General features: G+C 32.3%; 24 protein-coding genes. 8 read left to right on the top strand and 16 right to left on the bottom strand.

Translation table 11 applies throughout. The features are described from left to right. The first annotated feature begins 102 nt into the window (after window positions 1-102). A complete protein-coding gene (gene putP / locus SBL16_RS09870) occupies window positions 103-1,641 on the top strand; it encodes a sodium/proline symporter PutP (protein WP_107611671.1) in 1,539 nt (512 codons plus the stop codon). Between the two features lie 59 nt (window positions 1,642-1,700). Here the strand turns inward: putP and SBL16_RS09865 are convergent, their stop codons facing one another. From SBL16_RS09865 to SBL16_RS09820, 10 genes are all read right to left on the bottom strand, one after another. Next, window positions 1,701-2,906, bottom strand: a complete 1,206-nt coding sequence (locus tag SBL16_RS09865; protein ID WP_107611672.1) for a CamS family sex pheromone protein — start codon at window positions 2,904-2,906, stop codon at window positions 1,701-1,703. A 12-nt stretch (window positions 2,907-2,918) separates the two neighbouring features. Next, complete coding sequence (ligA, locus tag SBL16_RS09860) at window positions 2,919-4,922, bottom strand: NAD-dependent DNA ligase LigA (RefSeq protein WP_107634581.1); 2,004 nt, start codon at window positions 4,920-4,922, stop codon at window positions 2,919-2,921. 3 nt (window positions 4,923-4,925) lie between these two features. After that, entirely contained in the window at window positions 4,926-7,121 is a 2,196-nt protein-coding gene (pcrA, locus tag SBL16_RS09855; RefSeq protein WP_107611674.1) for a DNA helicase PcrA, read from the bottom strand. Then, window positions 7,118-7,813 (bottom strand): heptaprenylglyceryl phosphate synthase, encoded by a 696-nt coding sequence (locus SBL16_RS09850; protein WP_107613490.1) that lies wholly within the window; start codon window positions 7,811-7,813, stop codon window positions 7,118-7,120. Before SBL16_RS09850 ends, pcrA begins: the two co-directional genes overlap by 4 nt. A 276-nt stretch (window positions 7,814-8,089) precedes the next feature. Next, complete coding sequence (locus SBL16_RS09845; protein WP_011275350.1) at window positions 8,090-8,392, bottom strand: YerC/YecD family TrpR-related protein; 303 nt, start codon at window positions 8,390-8,392, stop codon at window positions 8,090-8,092. Between the two features lie 94 nt (window positions 8,393-8,486). Continuing rightward, window positions 8,487-9,782: an adenylosuccinate lyase gene (purB, locus tag SBL16_RS09840; RefSeq protein WP_107611676.1), complete on the bottom strand. Its 1,296-nt coding sequence runs from the start codon at window positions 9,780-9,782 to the stop codon at window positions 8,487-8,489. Between the two features lie 277 nt (window positions 9,783-10,059). Continuing rightward, complete coding sequence (locus tag SBL16_RS09835) at window positions 10,060-10,230, bottom strand: NETI motif-containing protein (protein WP_011275348.1); 171 nt, start codon at window positions 10,228-10,230, stop codon at window positions 10,060-10,062. Further along, window positions 10,211-10,819, bottom strand: coding sequence for a DUF2179 domain-containing protein (locus SBL16_RS09830; protein ID WP_011275347.1), 609 nt, complete (start codon window positions 10,817-10,819; stop codon window positions 10,211-10,213). The genes SBL16_RS09835 and SBL16_RS09830 overlap by 20 nt, the downstream gene beginning before the upstream one ends. A gap of 84 nt (window positions 10,820-10,903) precedes the next feature. Continuing rightward, window positions 10,904-11,725, bottom strand: coding sequence for an ammonia-dependent NAD(+) synthetase (nadE, locus tag SBL16_RS09825; protein WP_107611677.1), 822 nt, complete (start codon window positions 11,723-11,725; stop codon window positions 10,904-10,906). Next, entirely contained in the window at window positions 11,718-13,187 is a 1,470-nt protein-coding gene (locus SBL16_RS09820; RefSeq protein WP_317953908.1) for a nicotinate phosphoribosyltransferase, read from the bottom strand. Before SBL16_RS09820 ends, nadE begins: the two co-directional genes overlap by 8 nt. Window positions 13,188-13,366: 179 nt before the next feature. On the opposite strand from SBL16_RS09820, the gene SBL16_RS09815 reads away from it, so the two are divergent. Together SBL16_RS09815 and SBL16_RS09810 are read left to right on the top strand one after the other, a co-directional pair. Next, the gene (locus SBL16_RS09815; RefSeq protein WP_107611679.1) at window positions 13,367-14,434 is read left to right on the top strand and encodes a nitric oxide synthase oxygenase; all 1,068 of its coding nucleotides are present in this window, start codon (window positions 13,367-13,369) and stop codon (window positions 14,432-14,434) included. A 29-nt stretch (window positions 14,435-14,463) separates the two neighbouring features. Then, on the top strand, window positions 14,464-15,264 hold the full coding sequence (locus tag SBL16_RS09810; protein WP_107611680.1) for a prephenate dehydratase: 801 nt from the start codon (window positions 14,464-14,466) through the stop codon (window positions 15,262-15,264). Window positions 15,265-15,422: 158 nt separating this feature from the next. On the opposite strand, the gene SBL16_RS09805 is transcribed toward SBL16_RS09810, so the two are convergent. Further along, window positions 15,423-16,505, bottom strand: a complete 1,083-nt coding sequence (locus SBL16_RS09805; RefSeq protein ID WP_107611681.1) for a glycosyl hydrolase family 28-related protein — start codon at window positions 16,503-16,505, stop codon at window positions 15,423-15,425. A gap of 168 nt (window positions 16,506-16,673) precedes the next feature. Between SBL16_RS09805 and SBL16_RS09800 the strand changes: the two genes are divergently transcribed. The 3 genes from SBL16_RS09800 to SBL16_RS09790 all read left to right on the top strand — a co-directional run bounded on the left by SBL16_RS09800 (window position 16,674) and on the right by SBL16_RS09790 (window position 19,764). After that, window positions 16,674-17,234 (top strand): isochorismatase family cysteine hydrolase, encoded by a 561-nt coding sequence (locus tag SBL16_RS09800; RefSeq protein WP_317953905.1) that lies wholly within the window; start codon window positions 16,674-16,676, stop codon window positions 17,232-17,234. Window positions 17,235-17,284: 50 nt separating this feature from the next. Further along, window positions 17,285-18,214: a manganese-dependent inorganic pyrophosphatase gene (locus SBL16_RS09795; RefSeq protein ID WP_107611683.1), complete on the top strand. Its 930-nt coding sequence runs from the start codon at window positions 17,285-17,287 to the stop codon at window positions 18,212-18,214. 167 nt (window positions 18,215-18,381) lie between these two features. Further along, window positions 18,382-19,764 (top strand): aldehyde dehydrogenase, encoded by a 1,383-nt coding sequence (locus SBL16_RS09790; protein ID WP_053018845.1) that lies wholly within the window; start codon window positions 18,382-18,384, stop codon window positions 19,762-19,764. Window positions 19,765-19,815: 51 nt separating this feature from the next. Here the strand turns inward: SBL16_RS09790 and SBL16_RS09785 are convergent, their stop codons facing one another. After that, a complete protein-coding gene (locus SBL16_RS09785; RefSeq protein ID WP_107611684.1) occupies window positions 19,816-20,850 on the bottom strand; it encodes a lactonase family protein in 1,035 nt (344 codons plus the stop codon). A gap of 141 nt (window positions 20,851-20,991) precedes the next feature. Next, window positions 20,992-21,165 (bottom strand): hypothetical protein, encoded by a 174-nt coding sequence (locus SBL16_RS09780; protein WP_011275337.1) that lies wholly within the window; start codon window positions 21,163-21,165, stop codon window positions 20,992-20,994. A gap of 364 nt (window positions 21,166-21,529) precedes the next feature. On the opposite strand from SBL16_RS09780, the gene SBL16_RS09775 reads away from it, so the two are divergent. Further along, window positions 21,530-22,570 (top strand): C45 family autoproteolytic acyltransferase/hydolase, encoded by a 1,041-nt coding sequence (locus tag SBL16_RS09775; protein WP_107611685.1) that lies wholly within the window; start codon window positions 21,530-21,532, stop codon window positions 22,568-22,570. A 66-nt stretch (window positions 22,571-22,636) separates the two neighbouring features. On the opposite strand, the gene SBL16_RS09770 is transcribed toward SBL16_RS09775, so the two are convergent. The 3 genes from SBL16_RS09770 to SBL16_RS09760 all read right to left on the bottom strand — a co-directional run bounded on the left by SBL16_RS09770 (window position 22,637) and on the right by SBL16_RS09760 (window position 24,603). Then, window positions 22,637-23,479, bottom strand: a complete 843-nt coding sequence (locus SBL16_RS09770) for a DUF4097 family beta strand repeat-containing protein (RefSeq protein ID WP_107611686.1) — start codon at window positions 23,477-23,479, stop codon at window positions 22,637-22,639. Beyond that, window positions 23,476-24,033, bottom strand: a complete 558-nt coding sequence (locus SBL16_RS09765) for an HAAS signaling domain-containing protein (protein WP_107611687.1) — start codon at window positions 24,031-24,033, stop codon at window positions 23,476-23,478. Before SBL16_RS09765 ends, SBL16_RS09770 begins: the two co-directional genes overlap by 4 nt. 84 nt (window positions 24,034-24,117) lie before the next feature. Then, entirely contained in the window at window positions 24,118-24,603 is a 486-nt protein-coding gene (locus SBL16_RS09760) for a hypothetical protein (protein ID WP_107611688.1), read from the bottom strand. 211 nt (window positions 24,604-24,814) lie between these two features. Here SBL16_RS09760 and SBL16_RS09755 point away from each other — a divergent pair, with 211 nt between their 5' ends. Further along, window positions 24,815-25,375, top strand: coding sequence for a thioredoxin family protein (locus SBL16_RS09755; RefSeq protein ID WP_107611689.1), 561 nt, complete (start codon window positions 24,815-24,817; stop codon window positions 25,373-25,375). The last annotated feature ends 79 nt before the right edge of the window (window positions 25,376-25,454 follow it).

The following is a 25,454-nucleotide window of genomic DNA, read 5'->3' as shown; positions in this document are numbered from 1 at the left end:
CTAAATTATTTAAAAAAGTTACATACTCATGTAATTGAAATTTACAAATGTTTATAAGTCATCTAAGTCTTTACATCATATAAAAAAAGGGGGTATTTCTTTATGCTTATTTTAGGAGCAAGCTTGCCTAGTCAAGTTAATACCAGTTGGCAAACATACATAATGATTGCGATTTATTTTATTATTTTACTTATCATTGGATATTATGGCTACAAACAAGCTACAGGTAATTTAAGTGAATATATGCTTGGTGGACGTAGTATCGGACCATATATCACAGCTTTATCTGCAGGTGCATCAGATATGAGTGGCTGGATGATAATGGGGCTACCAGGTTCAGTCTATAGTACTGGTTTATCAGCAATATGGATAACAATTGGTCTCACATTAGGTGCATATGTTAACTATCTAGTCGTTGCACCAAGGTTGAGAGTTTATACTGAAGTGGCAGGTGATGCAATCACCCTTCCTGATTTCTTCAAAAATCGACTTAATGATAAAGAAAATATTATTAAAATCATTTCTGGTTTAATAATAGTTATATTCTTTACTCTATATACGCACTCTGGGTTTGTATCAGGTGGTAAACTATTTGAAAGTGCCTTTGGACTAAATTATCATTTTGGATTAATTTTAGTTGCAGTTATCGTTATCGCTTATACTTTCTTCGGAGGATATTTAGCTGTATCTATAACTGATTTCTTCCAAGGTGTAATCATGTTAATTGCAATGGTTATGGTCCCTATTGTTGCAATGTTACAACTTAATGGATGGGATACGTTTTCTCGAGTTGCTGAAATGAAGCCAACAAATATGGATTTATTTAGAGGGACAACTTTCCTGGGCATTGTTTCATTATTTGCATGGGGTCTAGGTTATTTTGGACAACCTCATATCATCGTTAGATTTATGTCTATAAAATCACATAAAATGCTACCTAAAGCTCACCGTTTAGGTATAAGTTGGATGACTGTAGGTTTACTTGGTGCTGTTGGCGTAGGATTAACGGGTATCGCATTCATTCCAGATAATCATATTAAGATGGATGATCCTGAGACACTATTCATCATTATGAGTCAAATTCTATTTCATCCTTTAGTAGGTGGGTTCTTATTGGCTGCCATTCTTGCAGCTATCATGAGCACAATCTCTTCACAACTATTAGTAACATCAAGTTCTTTAACTGAAGACTTTTATAAATTAATACGTGGTGAAGAGCGTGCGAAAACACATCAAAAAGAATTCGTGTTAGTTGGTAGATTGTCGGTATTAGTTGTGGCAATTGTAGCAATTGCGATTGCTTGGTCTCCTAATGATACAATTCTTAACTTAGTTGGTAACGCATGGGCCGGCTTTGGAGCTTCTTTCAGTCCATTAGTATTATTCTCACTTTATTGGAAGAAGCTAACACGAACTGGTGCTATCAGCGGTATGGTAGCAGGTGCCCTTGTGGTAATTATATGGATTGCTTGGATTAAACCTTTAGCGAGTATAAATGAAATTTTCGGAATGTATGAAATTATTCCAGGATTCATCGTTAGTGTCATCGTTACATATGTAGTGAGTTTATTGACTCAACATCCAGGTGACTTTGTTGAAAGAGATATTGAAAAAGTTAAATCTATTGTTCGTGAAAAATAATAATATTAAACAAAAACTACGGATAACCCAACTTGTAGGCGTTATCCGTAGTTTTTATGTTAATTATTATAAATATGAACTTGAGGCTCTTTATCTTCTTTAGATTTACTAATTAAAGCTCTTGGTGTATTTCCGTCTTTAATTCGAATTTCATAGCTATCGATATTGTCAAAATATTTTCTAGCTTGTTCTGTAACATATTGGGTAATACCAATCGTTTCAGCTTGACTATAATAATCAATAGGTAAATCTATAGTTAATTGTGTTGGTTTTTTACCGTCAAATTTAACTTTACCTACTGCTTGAGTGAAGTTAGTAAAGTAAGATTGTAGGTTGTCGTTGAATTGTTTAAAATTATTATTCAAATTTTCATTGTATTTTTTTGCTGTTGAAGATGGTAATAATGCTGAAACTTGATCAATTTTTTTCCATTTATTAATTTTAGTTTGATCATCATCAACTGTAGTATTAGCAATAAATTCTCCTGGTGTAATTGAATTTTGATCGGATTGTTTATAAATCGCAAAATGAATAGGAATATCTTTTAAATCATCATTGGCTCTTAATCTTGTTAAGATTTCTGAAGCCATTTGTTTACCTTGTTTTTCAATTTCCTTATCATCAAGTTCTTTGCTAAAAGTCTCTCCATCTTTCTCTTTTTGATAATAATATACACTATTCATGGCTAAGCCAATTGTCATATCTTTAATATTTTTTCCTTTTGTATCCCCACTATCGTAAAAATCTTGTTCAAGAATATTAGATAAATAAGCTGGAGATTGTTCTGCGATTTTTTCTGGATCATCCTCACCTTTGTGTGATGGATTTAATCCTAAATTTTCACTCGCTTTATTGGATTCTTTCTCTTTTTCACTCATTTTATCTATTTCTTTTTTAGTGTATTTGGGATTTAAATAACTATTAAGAGTATCTTTATCTAGATATTGGCCGTCTTGATAAAGGTAATCATCAGTTGGAAATACATCTTTACTTAGCGTCAATAAACCACTTTCGAAATCGTCACCATTGTAACTATTTGCCATATTATCTTGTAATACACCACGGGCCTTACTTTCTTTGAATGGCAAAATCGTGCGGTAATTATCACCTTGTACGTTTTTATCTGTTGCTATTGTTTTCACACTATTTGAGTCAGTTTTAGTTTCTTGTTTATTCACAGATTGGTTATTTTTATTATCATTGTTATTGCCACATGCTGTTAACAACACAATCGACGTTATAATTAAGAATAGGGTCCGCTTCATTGCCGTTCTCCTCTAACTTGATATTTCATTTTGTTTAGCCACGAAATGCTCTTCTGTCCAAATTTCAGTACCAAACTTTTCTGCCTTAGTTAATTTAGAACCTGCATCTTCACCAGCAATTACTAAATCTGTTTTTTTAGTTACACTACTTGTAACTTTTGCGCCTTGTAATTCTAACCAGGCAGTTGCTTCTTTTCGTGTCAGTTGTTGTAATTTACCTGTTAAAACAATTGTTTTATCTTTAAAATCAGGGTGCCCTTCTATATCAGAAGTTTTAATTCCATTATAAACCATATTGACATTTTTATATTTTAATTTTTCAATTAATGCTTTAATATCTTCATTTTCTAGATATGTCACAACAGATTGAGCTAACTTATCTCCAATATCATGAATACTAATAAGTTCTTCTTCTGTTACTTCAAGTAGTCTATCCATTGTTTCGTATTTTTCAGCTAGAACTTGACTTGCTTTAACTCCTAGATGACGTATTCCTAAACCAAATAATAGATGCTCTAGAGAATTGGCTTTAGCATCTTCAATCGCTTTTAGTAGATTTTCAACTTTCTTGGAACCCATACGCTCTAAAGGTAATAAATCGTCTTCAGTTAGGTAGAAGATGTCTGCCACATCTTTAATCACATTGTGATGATAGAGTTGTTGTATAATTTTAGTTCCTAAGCCATCAATATTCATGGCTTGACGTGATACAAAGTGAATCAGTCCCTCTACAAGTTGAGCCTGACACTTTGGATTTATACAACGCAATGCAACCTCCCCTTCAATTCTTACCAACTCATGGTCACAACTCGGACAATGTGTTGGCATTGAATATGGTAATGTACCTTCAGGTCGGCGTTCCGTTATACTTTTCACTACTTCTGGTATTATATCGCCAGCTTTTTTAACTACTACACTATCCCCAATTCTGATATCTCTCTCATGTATTAAATCTTCATTATGTAAAGATGCTCTAGATACAGTTGTCCCAGCAACTCTTACAGGATCAAGAATCGCAGTTGGTGTTACAACACCTGTTCTACCAATACTTAACTCAATATCTTGTAATGTTGTTACCACTTCTTCGGCAGGAAACTTATATGCAATCGCCCATCTTGGAGATTTCTGAGTGTATCCCATTTCATCTTGTTGTTCAATGTCATTCACTTTTATAACGATGCCATCAATATCATAGGATAATTGTTCACGCTGTTTTGTCCATTTCTCAATATATTCTAATACACCTTCAATATCACCCACGCGCATACGTTCATGATTTGTCTTAAATCCTAAACGATCTAATTCATCCAACGCACCACTCTGAGTAGTTGCATCAAAATCTGTGAAATCATTAACACTATATAAGAATACACTTAATTTACGTTTAGCTGCCAATTTGGGATCAAGTTGCCTTAACGATCCCGCTGCTGCGTTTCGTGGATTAGCGAATGGTTGTTCTTCATTCTTTTCTTTTTCTTCATTTAGTCTTATAAAAGAACTACGAGGCATGTAAGCTTCGCCACGCACTTCAAAACTCAATGGTTCATTAATCTTTAATGGAATAGCATGAATGGTGCGTAAATTTTCAGTGATATCTTCACCTGTAGTACCATCCCCTCGAGTTAAACCTTGAACGAAGCGACCTTCTACATATTTAAGGGACACAGCTAATCCATCAATTTTCAATTCACACATATATTCAACACTACCGACTTGTTCACGAATACGTTGATCAAAACGACGTAATTCTTGTTCATTGAAAGCATTACCTAAACTTAACATTGGTGTATCATGATTGACTTTTTCGAAAGAAGATTGCACCTCTCCTCCTACACGTACAGTAGGAGAATCAGGTGACTTAAATTCAGGATGTGCCTCTTCTATATCTATTAATTCTCTTAATAATTTATCGTATTCACTATCTGGCACTGAAGGATTATCTTGCACATAATATTCATAACCATATTGATTTAATAAATCATGTAATTCATTCACACGACTTTGGATATTGTCCATAAATTAATCCTCCTTTTTCTCGATTGGGGCAAATTGAGCTAACAGGCGCTTTGGTCCTTCTGATTTAAATATAATATCTAATTCAACTGAGCCATTTTTCTCATTAACGTTACTTACCATGCCTTCACCCCATGATTTATGCGTAACTTTATCTCCTATTTTCCAATCAGAAGCAGAGACTTGTTTTTTAGAAGTCGTTGTACGTTTGCTAAATCCACGCTTAGGTTGTTTGGATGATGCTTTTGGGGTAATCGTTTGACGCTGTTGCTTAGATGGTGTCTCTAATAGATCTTCCGGGATTTCACGTAAAAATCTTGAAGGCATATTAGATTGTGAGCGTCCATATAACATTCTAGACGTCGCGTGCGTAATATATAGAACTTCTTCAGCTCTTGTTATTGCTACATAACAAATCCGACGTTCTTCTTCCATTTCGTGGTCATCATCACTCTTAATTGCACGAATATGTGGAAATAGCGATTCTTCCATTCCCATGAGAAACACAATTGGAAATTCTAAACCTTTCGCCGAGTGCATTGTCATAAGGGTTACGCCACTTTCAATTTGAGCTTCATCAATGTCTGCTACTAGTGATAAATCCGTTAAAAAGTTAATCAAGGATTGTTCCTCTAATGGTGTATTCTCTTCATAATCTTTAGGCACAGACATAAATTCATCTATATTTTCAAGTCTACTACGTGATTCCAGTGTTTGTTCACGTTCAAGCATATCTCTATACCCAGATTTATCTAATATTTCAACAACAATTTCACTTACCTCTAAAAATTCCTGTTCTTTAATTAAGTTTTGAATTAGTTCATAAAATTTAATGCACTCTTGAGTTACTTTTTTTGAAAGACCAATAAAATCTACTTCTGCTAATGCATCAAACATACTTATATTGTTATCATTCGCATAGCGTTGAATTTTCTCAACTGATGAAGGTCCTATACCTCGTTTTGGAACATTGATAATGCGTTGTAAACTAATTTCATCATTACTATTAGCTACTATTCTCAAATAACTTAATAAGTCTTTAATTTCTTTTCTGTCATAGAATTTTTGGCCTCCAACCATCGTATAAGGAAGATTGGATTTCATAAATGTTTCTTCTAAAACACGTGACTGTGCATTGGTTCTATAAAGTATTGCCATATCACTATAATCTTTTCCAGCTTTACGGTGTTTCATTATTTCTCTAACCACATACTCAGCTTCATCACGCTCAGTCATTGCTTCATAATATTTAATTTTTTCGCCACCTGTATTTGCAGTCCACAGGCCTTTAGGCTTTCTTTCTGAGTTATGTTTAATGACTTCATTTGCAGCAGTTAGGATGGTCTTTGTAGAACGATAATTTTGTTCTAAAAATATCGTTTTAGCATCAGGGTAATCTTCTTCAAAAGATAGGATATTTTGAATATCTGCACCCCTCCAACCATAAATTGACTGATCTGAGTCACCAACTACACAAAGATTTTTAAATTTACTAGCTAACAACTTTACTAATGTATATTGTGCTTTATTTGTATCTTGATATTCGTCTACGTGAATATATTGGAATTTGTTTTGATAATATTCAAGTGCATCTGGAATGCGTTCGAACAACTGAATTGTTTTCATAATTAAATCGTCAAAATCAAGTGCTTCATTTCGAGTCAATTGACGTTGGTATCCACTATAAACAGTAGCTACCATTTGCGAATGGAAGTCATTAGCCTCATCAATTGCATCTTCTGGTGTTTTAAGTTCATTTTTTAAGTTACTAATCGCCCCAATAAACATTCTTGGTTCAAAGCGTTTACTGTCAATATTTTCATTTTTTAGAACGTCTTTTATGACGGATTTTTGGTCAGTAGGATCAATAATAGTAAAATTACGTTCAATGCCTATTCTATCTGCATCACGTCTTAATATTCTTACGCACATAGAGTGGAATGTAGACATCCAAATCACTTGTGCTTCTTCCCCTACTAATTGTTCAACACGTTCTTTCATTTCTTTAGCTGCTTTATTTGTAAAAGTAATTGCTAATATATTGTAAGGAGAAACGTCTTTTTCATCTAATAAATAGGCGATACGATGTGTTAATACTCTCGTTTTACCTGAACCAGCGCCGGCCATAATTAGTAATGGACCTTCTGTAGTTCTTACCGCTTCACTTTGCTCTTTATTCATATTATTAACTAATGAATTCATTTATTAGACTCCTTTTTTATTTTTACTGTTTTAATAGCCTTTTTAATATCGTCATAAATAATATTACCTACTACAATAGTGTCAGCATATTGTGCCATCTCTCTGGCTTGTTCTATAGATGTAATGCCACCGCCATAAAACAATTGTGTATTCGTTAATAATCTGGATGCAGCTTCCACTTTTTCAACATCGCCATACTGACCACTATATTCTAAGTACATCAACGGTAGTTTGTACATCTCATTAACCATTTGCGCATATGCCTCTACATCTTCAATATCTATATTAGTATTTGATTGCGTTAATTTTGCTACTTTACTATTAGGATTTAAAACTAAATACCCTTCTAATACGACTTCATCAAAATTAACCATGAATCCGAATTGCTTTAGAGCTTTATGCATCATTCCATTATGATATGTAGTATCCTGACTATTTAGAACTGTTGGTACAAAATAAAAATCGAAACCGGGAATAATACTCTCAATATTAGATATTTCGAGGACTAATGGTAATGGATATCTTCTTACTCTACTCATCAAATGAATGACATTATCTTCGGTAACATTATCTGTGCCACCAATCATGATAGCATCAGTATCTGACATACATAGTGCATCTAAATCATTATCACTTATTTCTTTGGTGGGATCTAATTTAAACACATGTTGCCACGCTTTAATGTCATACATAATCCTTTAACTCCTTTTTTTAACATACACTAAATTATATCATTTTTGGTGTACCAATTCTAAACAGAATCATTAGAATCTATACTGTCTATTAAAGAACGAAAGACCTAATATCTTATAAGTTTATTTGTTAAAAATTAAGTAAATTAAAAGTTGTTTACTTACTATTAGCCTGTATAAATTCAATATAAAACAGAACGCTCCCATCAAAATATCCAAATTATTGTCAATTTTGAAGGGAGCATTTCAATTTATAAATATATGTTAAACGTAATATTATTTTTTTGTTTCTATATTTAATCGTTCTAATATCATTGTATATGCGTCATTACCCCATTGTAATGATCGTTTTACTCTAGATATTGTTGCTGTAGAAGCACCAGATTCTTTTTCGATTGTTGCGTAAGTATACCCTTGTTTAATCATCTTAGCAACTTGTAATCTTTGAGATAATGATTGTAATTCATTGACAGTGCATAAATCATCAAAGAATTGATAACATTCTTCTCTATTTTCAAGTGTAAGAATCGCATCAAAAAGTTCATCTAACGCTTGTCCTCGTAATTTCTCTATTTGCATCTCAAACAACCCCTATAATCCGTTTTCAATATAATCTCATTTTAACGCATTAAATAGTTAAAGTGTAGTATTTTTATTGAAAACCGTTAACTTATTACTCTAAACCTGCACGTTTAAAGATTGTATCAACTTGATTTAAATGATGTTCAGGGTTGAAACATTCATCTAATTCTTCTTTAGAAAGCACATTAGTGATAGACTCATCCTTTTCTATTAATTGACGGAATGGTGTTTTAGTTTCCCAAGATTCCATTGCTTTAGGCTGCACTCTATCATATGCTTCTTCACGAACCATGCCTTTATTAATTAACGCTAGTAATACACGTTGTGAGAAGATTAGTCCAAATGTTTTATCGATATTATTTCTCATGTTGTCTTCAAAAACAGTTAGTCTATCAACAATATTAGTGAATCTATTTAAAGCATAATCTAAAGCAATTGTAACATCTGGTAACATGATACGTTCAGCTGAAGAGTGAGAAATATCACGTTCGTGCCATAAAGGCACATTTTCATAAGCCGTTGTAATGTAACCTCGAATCACTCTTGAAATACCTGTTATATTTTCTGAACCAATAGGATTTCTTTTATGAGGCATAGCTGATGACCCTTTTTGACCTTTTGCAAATGCTTCTTCAACTTCACGTGTTTCTGTTTTTTGTAAATTACGTATCTCTACCGCAAATTTTTCAAGAGATGTAGCTATTAGTGCTAGTGTAGCGATATAGTATGCATGACGGTCACGTTGTAATGTTTGAGTAGAAACGGGTGCAGTATCAATGCCTAAATGGTCACATACATATTGTTCTATTTCAGGAGGAATGTTAGCAAATGTACCAACTGCACCACTCATTTTACCAACTTCTATTTCTTTACGTACCTCTTTGAAACGCTTTAGATTACGTTTCATTTCTGTATACCATAATGCCATTTTAACACCAAATGTAGTCGGTTCAGCATGTACACCATGTGTACGCCCCATCATCAATGTGTATTTATAATTTTTAGCTTTCTCTTCTAAAACTTTTATGAAACGTTCAATATCTTTCTCAATAATTTCGTTGGCCTGCTTTATAACATAACTTAGCGCTGTATCAACTACATCTGTAGAAGTTAAGCCATAATGAACCCATTTACGTTCGTCACCTAACGTTTCCGATACTTGTCTAGTAAATGCCACAACATCGTGTCTTGTTTCTTGTTCGATTTCTTGAGCACGTTTCACATCTACTTTAGCGTTCTGTCTTATTTTTTTTACATCTTCTTTAGGAATGTGGCCTAATTCACTCCAAGCTTCACAGGCCAAGATTTCAACCTCTAACCAAGCTTCATATCTATTTTGATCAGTCCAAATATTTGCCATTTCTTCTCTTGAATAACGATCAATCATTTCTAATCTCCTATTCTATGTATAAATTTATAATTCAAAACTGTACATTAAACGTAAATTATCGTGAAAAGTTCGTTTTTACAACTTCATTTTTAGTTTAACAGATAATTAATCAAATGTATAAATCTTTTTTTACAAACTTAGTATAATGGATTTTATCTAAATAATACACTTATCTAACAATAATCCGATAATAAAAAGAGTAAAAAGAAGTTGTACTTTAGCTTCTTTTCACTCTTAATAAAAATTAATTTAAGTTGTAATTTATATTATTAAATCAAAGCTTTTTACCAACAAATTGAATATCCTGTCTTAATACTACTACATTACCTTTTTCATCTTCAGTGTATATAGGTTTTTCAATTCGTTTAACTGGCATATAGCCTTCTTCACGCATACGTGTTAAACATTCTGAGATTGTTTCATTTTCATTTACTTTGAACTTCATCGTCATGCTCCACAACACTTTCTATTTCTTCTACTTCGTATGCTTTTACTTTTCGAGTTCGAACGCCTTTAGTCCAGAAACCGCCGTGAATCGCTCTTGGCTCATACGCTATAATAAACGCTTTCTCATCTAAATTTCGTACTGTCTCCATTAATTTACGTTCATAACGTCTTGGCGTTAAAATCTGCATTACCATTCGACTACCATCGCGACCATGTGCTGCATAGTGTGTAACACCATAACCTAAATTTCTTAACTCATTTGGTAAATCAATTTCATACTCTGATGAGGTTACATTTACGACTGTATAACCTAATGCGAGTTTTTCTTCAATTTTCATACCTACTAAAATCCCAATCGAAAAACCAAACGCATAAGCAAAGATATTTTGAATTTGGTCTAAACTAGACATTACCATACCAAGACCAACTACATATACTAACACTTCAAGGAAACTTACTGCAGCCGCCATATAACGATAACCTTTTAACGTTAATATTGTACGCATTGTTAAAAATGTAACATAAAAAACGTTGATGACGAATATCGCTAATACCATTGACCATGGATTTGAAGTTATCACTGACATACTAATCCCCTTTTCTTACATGGATATCTAAAATCGAAATAATTTTATCAGTGAATTTTTATTTTGTCACTAGAAAATCTTTTTTTAATTTTTAGGCCAAGTATAACGCGTATAGGCTAATTCACGTTTATGTGCATTTTTGACATAGTGATTTTCAATCGTATCACGGGCTACACTAGATATGTGTTTACCTTCTAAATAGTCATCAATTTGATCATAAGTAACACCCAAAGCTTCTTCATCAGGTAATTGTGGTTTATCATCCTCTAAATCTGCTGTGGGAACTTTTTCGTATAAATGCTTTGGTGCGTTCAAATATTTAAGTAGCTGTCTTCCTTGTCTTTTATTTAGACCAAAGATAGGTGCGATATCAGCAGCACCATCACCGTACTTAGTATAAAATCCTGTAATATTCTCTGCAGAATGATCCGTACCTATAACAATACCACTACGATTTGATGCGATTGAAAATTGAACCTTCATACGTTCACGTGCTTTTTCGTTACCACGTTGAAAATCTGTTAATTCAATACCAGCCTCGTTTAAAGATTTAACACTTTGATCAACAGCAGGTTTAATATTGACAGTAATGATTTCATCGGGATGAATAAAGTTTAATGCGTCTTCAACTTCTTCTGCATCTTTCTGCACACCATATGGTAATTTCACAGCAATAAATTGACAATCTCGCCCTTCATTACGTAATTCTTCAACTGCTAGCTGAGCTAATTTACCAGTCAAAGTAGAATCTTGACCACCAGAAATACCTAACACTAAAGATTTAATAAATGAATGTGATTGCACATAGCTTTTAATAAATTGAATAATTTCACGTGACTCTTGTTCACTATCAATATGTTTCTTCACTTTCATTTCATTGACTACAATATCTTGTAAATTAGTCATTGTCTTCCTCCATCTCTTTTACGTGTTCTGCAACTTCGAAAATACGCTTATGTTTGTTGTCCCAACTAGCTGTACTTAAATCCACAGGATATTCTTGAGGATTTAAATAACGTTTATTTTCATCCCATAATTTAGATAATGCATTTTTAGAGTATTCTTGTGCCTCTTTTTCACTCGGTAATTGGTAAACAAGTTTCCCATTTTCAAAGATTGAATGATGCAAGTCAATCGCTTCAAAGTGTTTGATATGTTTCATTTTATACGTGTGAACTGGATGGAACATTTTTAAAGGTTTTTCTTTATTAGGATTCTCATGTTCTAGAGTAATATAGTCGCCTTCTGCTTTACCTGTTTTAGTATTGATGATGCGATACACTTTCTTCTTACCAGGTGTTGTCACTTTTTCTGCATTGTTGGACAGTTTAATTCTATCAACATATCGACCGTTATCATCTTCAACTGCTACTAGTTTATATACTGCACCAAGTGCTGGTTGGTCATAACCAGTAATTAATTTCGTACCTACACCCCATGAGTCAACTTTAGCTCCTTGAGATTTCAAACTCATTATCGTTTGTTCATCTAAGTCATTAGATGCGATGATTTTAGCATCTTTGAATCCCGCTTCATCTAACATTCTGCGTGCTTCTTTAGATAAATAAGCAATATCTCCAGAATCTAAACGGATACCAATGAAATTGATTTTATCCCCTAGTTCTTTCGCTACTTTAATAGCTGTAGGAACACCTGATTTAAGCGTGTGGAACGTATCAACTAAGAACACACAATTTTTATGACGTTCTGCATAAATTTTAAAAGCTTTATATTCATCACCATATGTTTGAACTAAAGCGTGTGCATGCGTACCAGAAACGGGTATACCAAATAATTTACCGGAACGCACATTACTAGTAGAATCAAAACCACCGATATAAGCAGCTCTTGCCCCCCATAGCGCAGCACCTAACTCTTGTGCACGGCGAGTTCCAAATTCCATTAATGTATCATCAGGTGCTACTTGACGAATTCTACTTGCTTTAGTCGAAATTAATGTATGGAAGTTGATTATATTAAGTAATACAGTTTCTATAAGTTGCGCTTGAATTAATGGTGCCTCCACTCTAAGTAAGGGTTCATTTCCAAAACACAATTCACCTTCTTGCATTGAACGAATATTACCAGTGAACTTTAAATTTTTTAAATAGTTTAAGAAATCATTTTTATAACCTATTGACTGTAAATATTCAATATCAGAATCACTAAAATGAAAATGTTCAATAAATTGAATTACTCTTTTTAAACCATTAAAAACTGCATATCCACTCTCAAATGGCATACTTCTAAAATACAAATCAAATACTGCATTTCGTTCATGAATACCATCATTCCAATAGCTCTCTGCCATGTTAATTTGGTATAAGTCATTATGTAACATTAAACTGTCATCTTCGTAACGATACACCACAATCTCTCCTAACGATATTTTAGTACATTTTATCATAATTCAGTAGAAGTGCGTATTCACATCCTATTGATACAATTAAAATTTAAATAAGTACCAATAAGACAAATTCGTGACAATCTATGTAATTGAATGAGTTAATTCATTGTCTAGATTATAATATGAACCGAGGTGGTTATATGTTATTGGAAGAAGCAAGAAGTTTTATCGAAACGATGTATCGTGAACTTAATTACAATCCATCTATTTTTGATAAAAGAATAAAAGAGATAGAAAAAGAAATTGAACTTACTGGTACATATACGCATACTTTGGAAGAGTTGACGTATGGTGCTAAACTTGCTTGGCGTAATTCTAATCGCTGTATTGGGCGCTTATTTTGGGATTCTTTATATGTAAAAGACGCTAGGAACGTTGATAATGAGCGTGATTTTATAGATACAATCAATCATCATCTTAAACATGCGACGAATAATGGTAAGATCAAGCCTTATATAACGATTTTTTCACCTAATCAAGCACCTCATATCTATAATAATCAACTTATTAGATATGCTGGTTATGAACATGCCGGTGATCCATCTGAACGTGAAATCACACAATTAGCGGAGCATTTAGGTTGGAAAGGCAAAGGTACTGATTTCGATGTACTACCACTCATTTATCAATTACCTAATGATTCTATAAAATGGTATGAGTTACCCAATGAATTAATAAAAGAAGTTGAAATAGAACATGAACATTATCCAAAATTAAAAGATTTAAATTTAAAATGGTATGGTGTTCCAATCATTTCTAATATGGATTTGAAAATTGGTGGCATTACTTATCCAACTGCCCCGTTTAATGGATGGTATATGGTAACAGAAATTGCAGTACGCAATTTCACTGACTCATACCGCTATAATTTATTGGAAAGTATTGCAGAAGCGTTTGAATTTGGTACACTAAAAAATAATTCTTTTAATAAAGATCGAACACTCGTTGAACTTAATTATGCGGTATACCATTCATTTAAATCTCAAGGTGTTTCTATTGTTGATCACCTAACTGCATCAAAACAATTTCAATTATTTGAAGAAAAGGAACTAGCAAATAACCGTGATGTCACTGGTAAATGGTCGTGGTTAGCCCCACCACTTTCACCGACCCTAACTTCAAATTATCATCATGGCTATAATAATGAAATCAAGGATCCTAATTTTCATTATAAAAAGAAACAGTCAATGAAATGTCCATTTCACTAGTGTTCGATAATACGAGGTGACGAACAAAGATGCGTTTATATTATTTAGGCCCTAAGGGAACATTTTCTTATTTAGCTGCAACAACTTATTTATCTGAGGAAGAAGTTACATATTCACCTAAATCAAATCTTTATGAAGTAATTAAAGCCGTTAATAGTCATAGTGATGCTGTTGGTATCGTACCTATTGAGAACTCAATTGAAGGTACTATTAATATTGTTGCGGATGCACTTGCACAAGAAGATATTTACGCTCATGGCGAAATCCATTTAGATATTAACTTTGGTTTATACGCTAATAAAGGTACTTCACTGGATGATATTGAAAAGGTCTATTCCATTGCACCAGCAATAAGTCAAACGAGTCAATATATCCATCGACATCATTTCTTATATGATTATGTTGATAGTACGATTCAAAGTTTAGAGAAGATTGACACACATGTCGCTGCTATTGCACCATTAGGAAGCGGAGAGTCATATGGTTTCGAACCGATAGACACACATATACAAGACTATCCACATAATGTCACTCGTTTTTTAGTAGTAAAAAGTAACGAGCACTACAATGAATTTGCTTCTAGTACACTATTACTGATAACACCTAAACATGATAAAGCTGGATTATTAGCTAGTATACTTAACACATTTGCATTATTTGACATTAACTTGTCATGGATTGAGTCTAGACCTCTCAAGACGCAGTTAGGTATGTACAGATTTTTTGTTCAAACCGATATTGGGAAAAATGAAAAACTCAATAAGGTTATCACAATATTACAGACTTTAGATTTTGAAGTTAAAATTATAGGTGCATTTAATCGCCATTAGATAAATATCGTAAGGCATTATGACGACATTATAAAAAATTTGTTGTCTTGCCCTTATTTAACACTGATGTATCGAAATTAAATAGCCAGTAAATGCGTCTTCAAAACGTATTTACTGGCTATTTATTGTTGGGTTGTGTTCGAAAACATTATCTCTACTCAGTCTACATTAATTTTTTTAATAGTAACATCTTCACCCTGGTTTAGGGTTAAATCTTCTATATCTTCTAAATGTATGGTTTGTGATGCTTTATCAAAAGTATTTCCGGCGATAAACACTTGCTGATGTTTTATATTATTATAGCTTCTAATGTGAATGGCATCTTTTTTCATTTCTCCAATAAAGTGATTACCAATCACACTGAAATTCTCACCAGCTTGAGATTCCATGACTTTGCCAGTAACAGGGGCAGCAGCATTCTTTCCATCTTTTACCCCTAAAAATCGAATACCACCTTTACAATTTTTGAATTTATTGCGTGAAATAATCATATTTTTAGCTTTTAAGGGTGTTAGTGCATAGTCTTGAGTCCCCTCAAAACAATTATCTTTTATATGAACATTTTCGTAGAACTTATTATACCTGCTTGCATGTGAGCCAATTGCTCTATTCCATGGACGCATTTGATGGTCATCTGAATTCCCAAAATAACAATTCTCAATGACTACATTTTTAGTGATAGTTCCGTCTGTCGTCCCAAATTTAGGAAACGCACCAGGTACTTGAATATCTAATTGAATTGCTTCAGAAAATGAACGATCTCCATCGAAATCATTAAAACCTTTAAAATTGCAATTCTTGATATACAAACCATTGATACCACAAGCGTCTAGAGCGTGTCCGCCAACTACGTTTAATACTGTTACACCTATTAATTGAATATCTTCGGCATGTCCAATTGACATCGCAGTATTATTGTAGGGATATTCAGAGCCATTCATATCAAACGTTCCACCTTTAACATAAATATGACTATTACCTTGATATCCTTTATAAAAACCAAAACGATGGCCATTTTTTAAAAGTGCATCCTTACCACATCTTAGTAATGTCGTATCATCTTCTAGTAATAAAGTTGTTGAGTCATAAATAATGAGTGCTTTCGAAATATAATATGTACCGCTAGGTATAAGTACTGTGTGTTCACCATATCTTGCTTTATTCAGTGCTCGTTGTATTGCTTTAGTGTCTTTACGTTTATTACATCCTTTTAATCCATAATCTTGAGCATTTATTAACATAACGTATCCCCTATCTAAACTTTCAAACCTATTATATTGCTATATACCATTTTAGAATGGGATTAGCTATAATATATATAATGATTAATGAGGTAATAATTTAATCGTTTCTATATAATTATACAATTTTTAAATAGCTCAAACATTTAATAGAGAGGAAGATTGATCATGACTAGAAAAGCACTAATAGTAGTAGATTATTCTTATGACTTCATTGCAGATGATGGTCGATTAACATGTGGTAAACCTGGGCAAGATATTGAATCTTTTATCCTGAAACGTTTAGAGGCATATCAGTCTGAAGGCCAAGACATTTTCTTTATGATGGATTTACATTATGAGAACGATATGTTCCATCCCGAGACACGATTATTCCCTCCTCACAATATTGAAGGCACAGCAGGACGTGAATTATATGGTAAGATTAAAGCCTTTTATAATAACATTAGTGGAAACAGTAATATTCATTATTTAAATAAGCGCCGTTATGATTCATTCTATGGTACACCTCTCGATAGTCTATTGAGAGAGAGAAATATAAAAGATATTGAAATTGTGGGCGTTTGTACAGATATTTGTATTTTACACACTGCTGTTTCAGCCTATAATTTGGGGTATAACATTACTATTCCTAAAGATGGTGTTGCTTCATTCAATGAGAGTGGTCATAAATGGGCTTTAGGACATTTTGTAAACTCATTAGGCGCAGAGGTAGATGTAGCTAAATGAAACATGATAAAATAAGATGAAAAATTAAATGATAAGGGTGGTTAATAACAATGGCAAAAACTTATATTTTTGGACATCAAAATCCAGACACAGATGCAATAGCATCAGCTATCATCATGGCTGATTTTGAACAATTAACTGGTAACTCTGAAGCGACGCCATATCGTTTAGGAGATATTAATCCTGAAACTAAATTTGCTTTAGATCATTTTGAAGTTAAAGCACCAGAATTATTAAGTGATAATTTAGATGGTCAAGAAGTAATCTTAGTCGATCACAATGAGTTCCAACAAAGTGCTGAAACAATTTCTGACGCAGAGATTAAACACGTTGTGGATCATCATAGAATCGCTAATTTCGAAACTGCTTCACCGCTTTGGTACCGCGCAGAACCAGTTGGTTGTACTGCTACTATTCTTTACAAAATGTACAAAGAACGTGGCTTTGAAATTAAACCGCATATCGCAGGTTTGATGATTTCAGCAATTATTTCTGATAGCTTATTATTCAAATCTCCTACTTGTACTGATGAGGATGTAAATGCTGCTAAAGATTTAAAAGATTTAGCAAATGTTGATTTAGATGAATATGGCTTAGAAATGTTAAAAGCTGGTGCATCAACTACTGATAAATCTGCAGAGGAATTATTAGACATGGATGCTAAATCATTTAATATGGGCGACTATGTTACACGCATTGCCCAAGTAAATACTGTCGACATCGATGAAGTATTAAATCGTAAAGAAGATCTTGAAAAAACAATGTTAGAAACAAGTGCTAATGAAAAGTATGATTTATTTGTATTAGTAGTTACTGACATTATTAATAGTGATTCTAAAATCTTAGTAGTAGGTGCTGAAAAAGATAAAGTCGGCGAGGCATTTAAAGTTCAATTAGATGATGGCATGGCATTCTTATCAGGCGTTGTATCACGTAAAAAACAAGTGGTACCTCAAATCACAGATGCTCTAACTAAATAAAACATATTGGCAATTTAGTTATCGCCTTTATATACGCAGTTGAATGAATCTTTTCATTCAACTGTTTTTTTATTGAAAAATATTTAGGGTATAGATATGATGAATTACATCATTTATTTTAATTTAATTCTTTAATATAGATTTTACTATTTAGGAGGTATCACACATTGCCAAGCATTGAGCAACAATTTGAAGAAAGTAAAGCTTTTTTCAAAACACATAAAACGAAAGATTTAAAATTTCGAAAACATCAATTAAAACTTCTAAGTAAAAGTATTAAAAATCATGAAAATGATTTACTAGATGCTCTAAAGACTGATTTGGGAAAAAGTCCTGTTGAAGCATATGCCACAGAAATTGGTATCACACTAAAAAGTATTAAAACTGCGAGAAAAGAACTTAAAAATTGGTCTAAAACAAAACAAGTTGATACACCTCTATTTATGTTTCCGGCAAAAAGTTATATCAAACAAGAACCATATGGCACAGTATTAATCATTGGTCCATTTAATTATCCTGTACAGTTACTATTTGAACCTTTAATTGGGGCTATTGCAGCTGGAAATACTGCTATTATAAAACCATCTGAATTAACACCTCACGTTGCCACGGTCATTCGTCAAATTATTGAAGACGTATTTACTACTGATTATATAGGTGTTATCGAGGGTGGTATAGAAGAAACACAAACATTAATTAATCTGCCATTTGACTACATATTCTTTACAGGTAGTGACAAGGTTGGTCAAATCGTGTATGAAGCAGCAAGCAAAAATTTAGTTCCTGTTACCCTTGAATTAGGCGGTAAATCTCCAGTTATTGTAGATGATACTGCTAATATTAAAGTTGCTAGTGATCGTATTAGTTTCGGTAAATTTACTAATGCAGGACAAACATGTGTGGCTCCGGATTATATATTAGTTAATAAGAAGGTTAAAAACGAATTGATTGAAGCACTTAAACAAAGTATTCAAGAATTTTATGGTACTAACATAGAGGAAAGTCCAGATTTTGGTCGCATAGTTAATGATAAACACTTTAATCGCTTAAATGAATTACTTAACGTGCACCAAAACCATGTTATTTTCGGTGGTAATGCAAATGCTACAACACGCTATATAGAACCAACTATTTTAGATGGTATTACGTCAAGTTCTAAAATCATGCAAGATGAAATCTTTGGACCTATATTACCTATTATTACTTATGATGATTTTAATGAGGCAGTAGATATTATTCAGAGTAAAGCTAAACCGCTAAGTTTATATTTATTTAGTGAAGATGAGAATACTACACACCGTGTATTAAACGAATTATCTTTCGGTGGCGGTGCAATTAATGATACTTTAATGCATCTTGCTAATCCTAATTTACCATTTGGTGGTGTCGGAATGTCTGGCATTGGACAATATCATGGTAAATATACTTTCCAAACCTTTAGCCATAGCAAGTCATACATCTTTAAGTCTACGCGATTAGATTCAAGTGTTATGTATCCGCCTTATAAAGGTAAATTTAAATATATTAGAACATTTTTTAAAAACTTATAAAAATTTGCAAAAAGCCACGACATTTTACACTGCCGTGGCTTTGTATTTTACTTAAATAAAACTAACATGTACACCTTCAGGTGCAATTTGTTGATTATCTGTTGGCGTTAATTTACCAGTATTTGTGTCTCTTTTAAAAACTGTAATTTCATAATTACCCTGTTGATGGGCACAAACTAGATAGTCATCTGATTCAGTAATATTAAAATCTCTTGGGAATTGGTCCCCACTTTTAACGATTTCTACAGGGTTTAGTCCCGCGCCATTCTCTGTAATCGTGAATACCGCAATACTGTCATGACCACGGTTACTAATATATAAAGTTTGTTGATCATGCGATAAGCGAACAGCCGCTAATTTAGTGTCATCATTAAAATCTTCAGGAACAGTTAAATGACGTTCTAGTTCTTCAAATTGACCATCTTTATATTTAGCTACGCTAACATAATTAGATAATTCATGAACAATGTAGGCATATTCACCATTATTGTGAAATGCAATATGTCTTGGACCATCTTGATCTTTAAATTTAGAAACTTTGTATTCTTTAAGACCTTCATTACTGAATTCATAAGTTACAACTCTGTCTGTACCTAAATCAGTAGCTACAACATATTTGCAATCGGGTGTTTCATTTATATAGTGGACATGTGAATGCTCTTGACGCTCATGACTTCCAAGTGGATAGTCGTGATTTAATTCTTGAATTAACTTAATAATCTCACCTGTATCTTTATTCAATTGATATATTCTAGTGATACCGGCGCCGTATACCGCTTCAAATAAAAAATTGTGGTCTGATGATACCGATATATAGCAACCTGTACCCTCTTCAGATTCTAAGCATTTATTAATTAATGTTAACGAACCAGAAGCTTCTTTTTTAAAAGCAGCTACCCCGCAGTGTGCGCCTTCTTTAGTGATTGCGTATAAATAATCATCTGTTTGAGCAAGATAAGTAGATGCTTCAATCTCATAACCAGTATTAACAGAACTAATTTGTCCACTATCTTCATTTAATTCGAATAAGTAAATACCTTTACCTTCTTTTTTTGTGTATGAACCAATATAACCCTTCGTCGTCATCAGAATACCTCCTATTGTCTAATTACCTTTATTTTATTAAAAGATTGGTGTCTATGACAATTATTCTTAATCATTGTTTGAATTTATTGAAATAAAAAACCAGTAACTTCAAAACTGAAGTCACTGGTTAAATTAATATTATTACGCGTTATTACTTTCGATATCTGAAACGATTTCTTTAGTTTTTCTTTCGATATCTTCAAAGTCTTTCTTGAAGATGTAAGCAAATGCTACAACACCTACACCAACTACTACTGATGTAATAACTACTAAGCTTAATAAGAATTTGAATAAACCTTTAATTAAATCCCACATGTATGTTTCACCTCTAAATAGATATAAGTATGTTTACAATATTATATATTATCATACTTACTGTTATGGTTAAATAGATAGCATTTTCAACATTTAAAAACTTAAAAATTTAAAGAAATAAATGTAAATATTACTGTGTAATACTTTTAATTCTTTATCATAAGCTAATTTAAACCGAAATAACCATTTACATTTTAAATTTCTTATACAAGTCTATAGCTGCTTTTCTGAAATCATTAAATGATGACATGGTATCCCTCCTTGAGATTTTTATGAATCTTGCTATCATGTTTAGTATAATTATATTTTGAATTGAATTCAATCAATCCTATGTTATAAATAAACCTTATAGGAGGCTATTTAAGTGCAACAAGTGAAATCAGATATAATGACGTTTAGAGGATCACATTTTGATTTAGGAGTCAGTACAGCACAATGGCTAAAACAAACACCCTTATTGCAAAATCGTGAACGTGAATGGAAAAAACGTATGCCCCGATTTGATATAGATGTTAACGAAACGTATCAAGTATTTCAAACATACGCACCAGAAATATGGGAAGAGTTAATGGGTATGCAAGAAGTACTGAACTTACCTACAAAACAAATGATATTAAATTTTGCACATTACCGCTTCACAGATTTAAAAGAGAGTGGATGTACTGTATTTCAAGGTAAGGATTTTATGGTGCGCAATTATGATTATCATCCTGCCACATACGATGGGAGATATTTATTATTCCAACCTAATGACGGTGGGCTAGCGCAAATTGGTCCTACGTCTAGAGTGACAGGTCGTATGGATGGTATGAATGAAGCTGGTTTGACGATGGGCTATAACTTTATGCATCGTAAACACCCTGCTAATGGCTTTGTATGTTATATGATTGGTCGTCTTGTTTTAGAATATTGCAAAGACGTTGATGAAGCCGTTAGATTCTTGAAAGAACTCCCTCATAGAAGCTCATTCAGTTATATTTTAATGGATAGAAAGCTTAATCACGCAATCGTTGAGGTTACACCACGTTCTTTTGATGTCAGATATGATAAAGTATGTACAAATCATTTCGAAATCTTAACGCATGAAAACCGAAATTACACAAAAGAATCACGTGAACGTTTAGAACGTACTGTCTCACAAACCTCACAAAGCTTAGATAAACATACAGCTTTTAAATTGTTTAATGACCCAAAATTCGAAATATATAGCAAATTATTTAGAAGTTGGTCAGGTACGATCCACACTTCAATGTATGAACCACAAAACTTAACCGCTTGGATGACTCTAGGAGAAAATCAAGCACCCACTTCAATTAATTTTCAATCATGGCTAGATGGTAATGAGTTAACTATCCAACAATTTAACGGTCAAATTGATACCAATTTAACATTCGCAAATTATTAAAAAATCGACGAACTTTGAAATCGTCCGTCGAATTGAAAAAATGATTGCCTCTTATTGTTTAGGCAATCATTTTATTGTGATGTCTTCTTTTACTGTATAAAATTCAATTACATTATTACTATTTCCTACCTTACCTTTATTAAAAGCTTTATTTTCAACTTTTCCCTCTCCTGTACCTGGGTGTAATTTTAATAAAGTATTTTTAGGCTCATCCTTATAGTCTAAATGAATATAATCATGCTTACTTGAGCCTTTTACATCTGTTTCACTACTCATGTTTGTGAAATTAAGATAACCATCTTCACTTACAAATAATGATTTTTGAAGCTTTGAATTATCTACATTCATGTCACCCAAGTAAGTCTTAAATTTACTATTAAGTATTTCACTATTTTTAATATTTACTCCACCGGTATTATTCCTAAAGGAAAGGTTATTTAATTTTGAATTGTTAATTTTTAAATGACTGTTGTCTTGATAAATCGAACCTTTCTTCGCGTTAATGCCATCAAGATTCACATTTCCAAATCCTGAATATACATCTAAATTATTAATGTTTTTATTTGGAAGTGTAACTTCAATTTTTGATTTACTTTGATTAAAAGGATTAATATTAACGCTATAACCCCTCTTATCAGATTTATGCTCTTTTATATTTAATGTATCTTTTGTGCGATATACCTTAACATCATTATCACCATAATATTTAACACCACAATGTTCTCCTTGCTTAATTGTGAGTTCTGAATTATAGCTGTCAATATTTAAATTATTCATTTTCACATTACTGTATGCTCTATCATATTTTAGCTTTTTATATTCATCTTTATCATGCACAAACCAGACTAAAGTTGCTGCTAAGAAAAATCCTACAAATATTACTATGCCTGTTATCATTGCCTTCTTCATTGTTTAATTCTTCCTTTAACCGTTTGGATATACCAAGTTAAATATTTTAATACAAGTCGATATAAATTTTGTGTAATTTTCATGGTAACTACAAATAAGACGATACCTAATCCAGCATATGAAATGCTAAATAAGAAATTGCTAAACGAATCAACAATCCCTTTTATGATACTCATTGATATTATTATTAATGGAAGAGAAATTAAAAAAACAGAGAATATAAACACAACAATCAATAACGCTATAAATATTACAATAGGGATGATGATGAAGAAAAAAGAAAGCACGCCAAGACTTAATGAAGCCATTATAGCCCTAATAATATTCCGTAGGTTAGGGGTTACTTTAGCATAGGATATTGCTTCTTTGGCTTTAACTTCTTTACCTATATCATGTGGTTCTCTTAAATCCGATATAATATCTTTTTCTGATTTCCCTTTCGATTCTTGTTCATTGAAATGATTTTCATAATCATCCATGAGTTTATCTTTTTCTTCTCTTGATAATTCATCAAGTTCTAATTCAAGTTCATTTAAAAAGGTAATCTTATCCATTATTTCACTTACTTTCTTAATTGAATTATCTCTATCTTATCGAAAAGTAGCTTATTTTGAAGTGCATTGTAAAAGTATCACTTTTTAACGACTAAAAAATTCAATTCGTTTAACCACATTATCCTTATATAAAATGGATAGCTTCATATGGTGCTCTTTATCAACATAAATTAACGCATCATATCCCTTACCTACTTTATCTTTACGATAATTATCACCTAAATAATTGATTGCATGATCCACTCTATCTCCAATTTTAACACCAAAGTTTGTTGTTACATCATGATCATTAATCAATACGATCCCTTTTACTGTTTGGTGTTTATTTTTTACTTTTACAATTAAATCTTTATGTTTTTTATCGTTATAGAATTTGTATCTATCCAACTTTATGTGATGATTTATCTCATAATCATTTTCATTAAATGGTTCATTTAATTGAATATCATTTATCTTCACTTCAGTAAGATTAATTGTTTTTTCATTTTTATAGATTGTAAGACACGTAACCACTATAAAAGCTATTATTGTAAAAATACTAAAGATTATCCATCGATTTTGAATGCGCAACCGTACCACCACTTCTATTCTTATTAACTTAAATATATCATAACCACTTACTGAGAAACATCTAAACCACTACAATCATTTCTTACAGAATTGTAACGTTGTTTTAACGTTCTTATAATTGTGATAAAACTAATATATTTTAAGTTTTATAATTATTCATTCTTAGTAAAAATTGTTATAATGATATAAATTTAACGGGGAGGTTTTATTTATGGCTAATTTAGAAACATATTTTAATAATAGTCAGCCACTTGATGAATATATCGATAACATGACTGTGAATAAAGATAATGTACTAACAATTTTCAATGCATTCACATTACCTTCGTCTGACGATAGAATCAATCAACTTAAAGATAGTTCTTATTCTAAAGTCTTGGTTATAAGTGAAGATTGGTGCGGCGACGCTATGATGAACTTACCTATATTAAAGCGTATAAGTGAATCACTACAGTTAGAAGTACGCGTATTCCATAGAGATGAAGACACAAATCTCATTGATCAATATTTAACAAATGGTACAGCACGCTCGATTCCAATCTTTATCTTTATGAATGATCAATTTGAACAAGTGAGTGTTTGGGGCCCTAGAGCTCGTGAAGCTCAAGAATTTGTTACTCAACTTAGAGCTGAAAAACTACCACCTAAAGATGCACACAATTATGAGGATAAAGAAAAAGAAGTACATCATGAAATCACTTCTAAATATAAATCAGATACTGACTTATGGAATCAAGTTTATGACTCTATAATCAGTAAGTTAATTCTATAAAAGGATATATAGTAAGAGGGTAATAAAACAAAATTTGTTTTACTACCCTCTTTTTTGGATATCAATTTCTTGGCATATA

Origin of the sequence: Staphylococcus sp. NWU MK-U1 (assembly GCF_033283505.1) — a bacterium.
Classification (GTDB): domain Bacteria; phylum Bacillota; class Bacilli; order Staphylococcales; family Staphylococcaceae; genus Staphylococcus; species Staphylococcus haemolyticus.
The sequence above is the reverse complement of the archived record's forward strand: the minus strand, read 5'-3'. Positions and strand labels throughout refer to the sequence as shown.

What these genes read in the sequence shown, in the direction of transcription:
- pcrA (WP_107611674.1), bottom strand. Translation starts at nt 7,121, where the DNA reads ATGAATTCATTAGTTAATAATATGAATAAAGAGCAAAGTGAAGCGGTA.
- SBL16_RS09785 (WP_107611684.1), bottom strand. Translation starts at nt 20,850, where the DNA reads ATGACGACGAAGGGTTATATTGGTTCATACACAAAAAAAGAAGGTAAA.
- SBL16_RS09795 (WP_107611683.1), top strand. Translation starts at nt 17,285, where the DNA reads ATGGCAAAAACTTATATTTTTGGACATCAAAATCCAGACACAGATGCA.
- SBL16_RS09800 (WP_317953905.1), top strand. Translation starts at nt 16,674, where the DNA reads ATGACTAGAAAAGCACTAATAGTAGTAGATTATTCTTATGACTTCATT.
- SBL16_RS09830 (WP_011275347.1), bottom strand. Translation starts at nt 10,819, where the DNA reads ATGTCAGTGATAACTTCAAATCCATGGTCAATGGTATTAGCGATATTC.
- SBL16_RS09765 (WP_107611687.1), bottom strand. Translation starts at nt 24,033, where the DNA reads ATGGATAAGATTACCTTTTTAAATGAACTTGAATTAGAACTTGATGAA.
- purB (WP_107611676.1), bottom strand. Translation starts at nt 9,782, where the DNA reads ATGATTGATCGTTATTCAAGAGAAGAAATGGCAAATATTTGGACTGAT.
- SBL16_RS09770 (WP_107611686.1), bottom strand. Translation starts at nt 23,479, where the DNA reads ATGAAGAAGGCAATGATAACAGGCATAGTAATATTTGTAGGATTTTTC.
- ligA (WP_107634581.1), bottom strand. Translation starts at nt 4,922, where the DNA reads ATGGACAATATCCAAAGTCGTGTGAATGAATTACATGATTTATTAAAT.
- SBL16_RS09815 (WP_107611679.1), top strand. Translation starts at nt 13,367, where the DNA reads ATGTTATTGGAAGAAGCAAGAAGTTTTATCGAAACGATGTATCGTGAA.
- nadE (WP_107611677.1), bottom strand. Translation starts at nt 11,725, where the DNA reads ATGACTAATTTACAAGATATTGTAGTCAATGAAATGAAAGTGAAGAAA.
- SBL16_RS09780 (WP_011275337.1), bottom strand. Translation starts at nt 21,165, where the DNA reads ATGTGGGATTTAATTAAAGGTTTATTCAAATTCTTATTAAGCTTAGTA.
- SBL16_RS09865 (WP_107611672.1), bottom strand. Translation starts at nt 2,906, where the DNA reads ATGAAGCGGACCCTATTCTTAATTATAACGTCGATTGTGTTGTTAACA.
- SBL16_RS09835 (WP_011275348.1), bottom strand. Translation starts at nt 10,230, where the DNA reads ATGAAGTTCAAAGTAAATGAAAATGAAACAATCTCAGAATGTTTAACA.
- SBL16_RS09755 (WP_107611689.1), top strand. Translation starts at nt 24,815, where the DNA reads ATGGCTAATTTAGAAACATATTTTAATAATAGTCAGCCACTTGATGAA.
- SBL16_RS09810 (WP_107611680.1), top strand. Translation starts at nt 14,464, where the DNA reads ATGCGTTTATATTATTTAGGCCCTAAGGGAACATTTTCTTATTTAGCT.
- SBL16_RS09850 (WP_107613490.1), bottom strand. Translation starts at nt 7,813, where the DNA reads ATGTATGACATTAAAGCGTGGCAACATGTGTTTAAATTAGATCCCACC.
- putP (WP_107611671.1), top strand. Translation starts at nt 103, where the DNA reads ATGCTTATTTTAGGAGCAAGCTTGCCTAGTCAAGTTAATACCAGTTGG.
- SBL16_RS09805 (WP_107611681.1), bottom strand. Translation starts at nt 16,505, where the DNA reads ATGTTAATAAATGCTCAAGATTATGGATTAAAAGGATGTAATAAACGT.
- SBL16_RS09845 (WP_011275350.1), bottom strand. Translation starts at nt 8,392, where the DNA reads ATGCAAATAGAGAAATTACGAGGACAAGCGTTAGATGAACTTTTTGAT.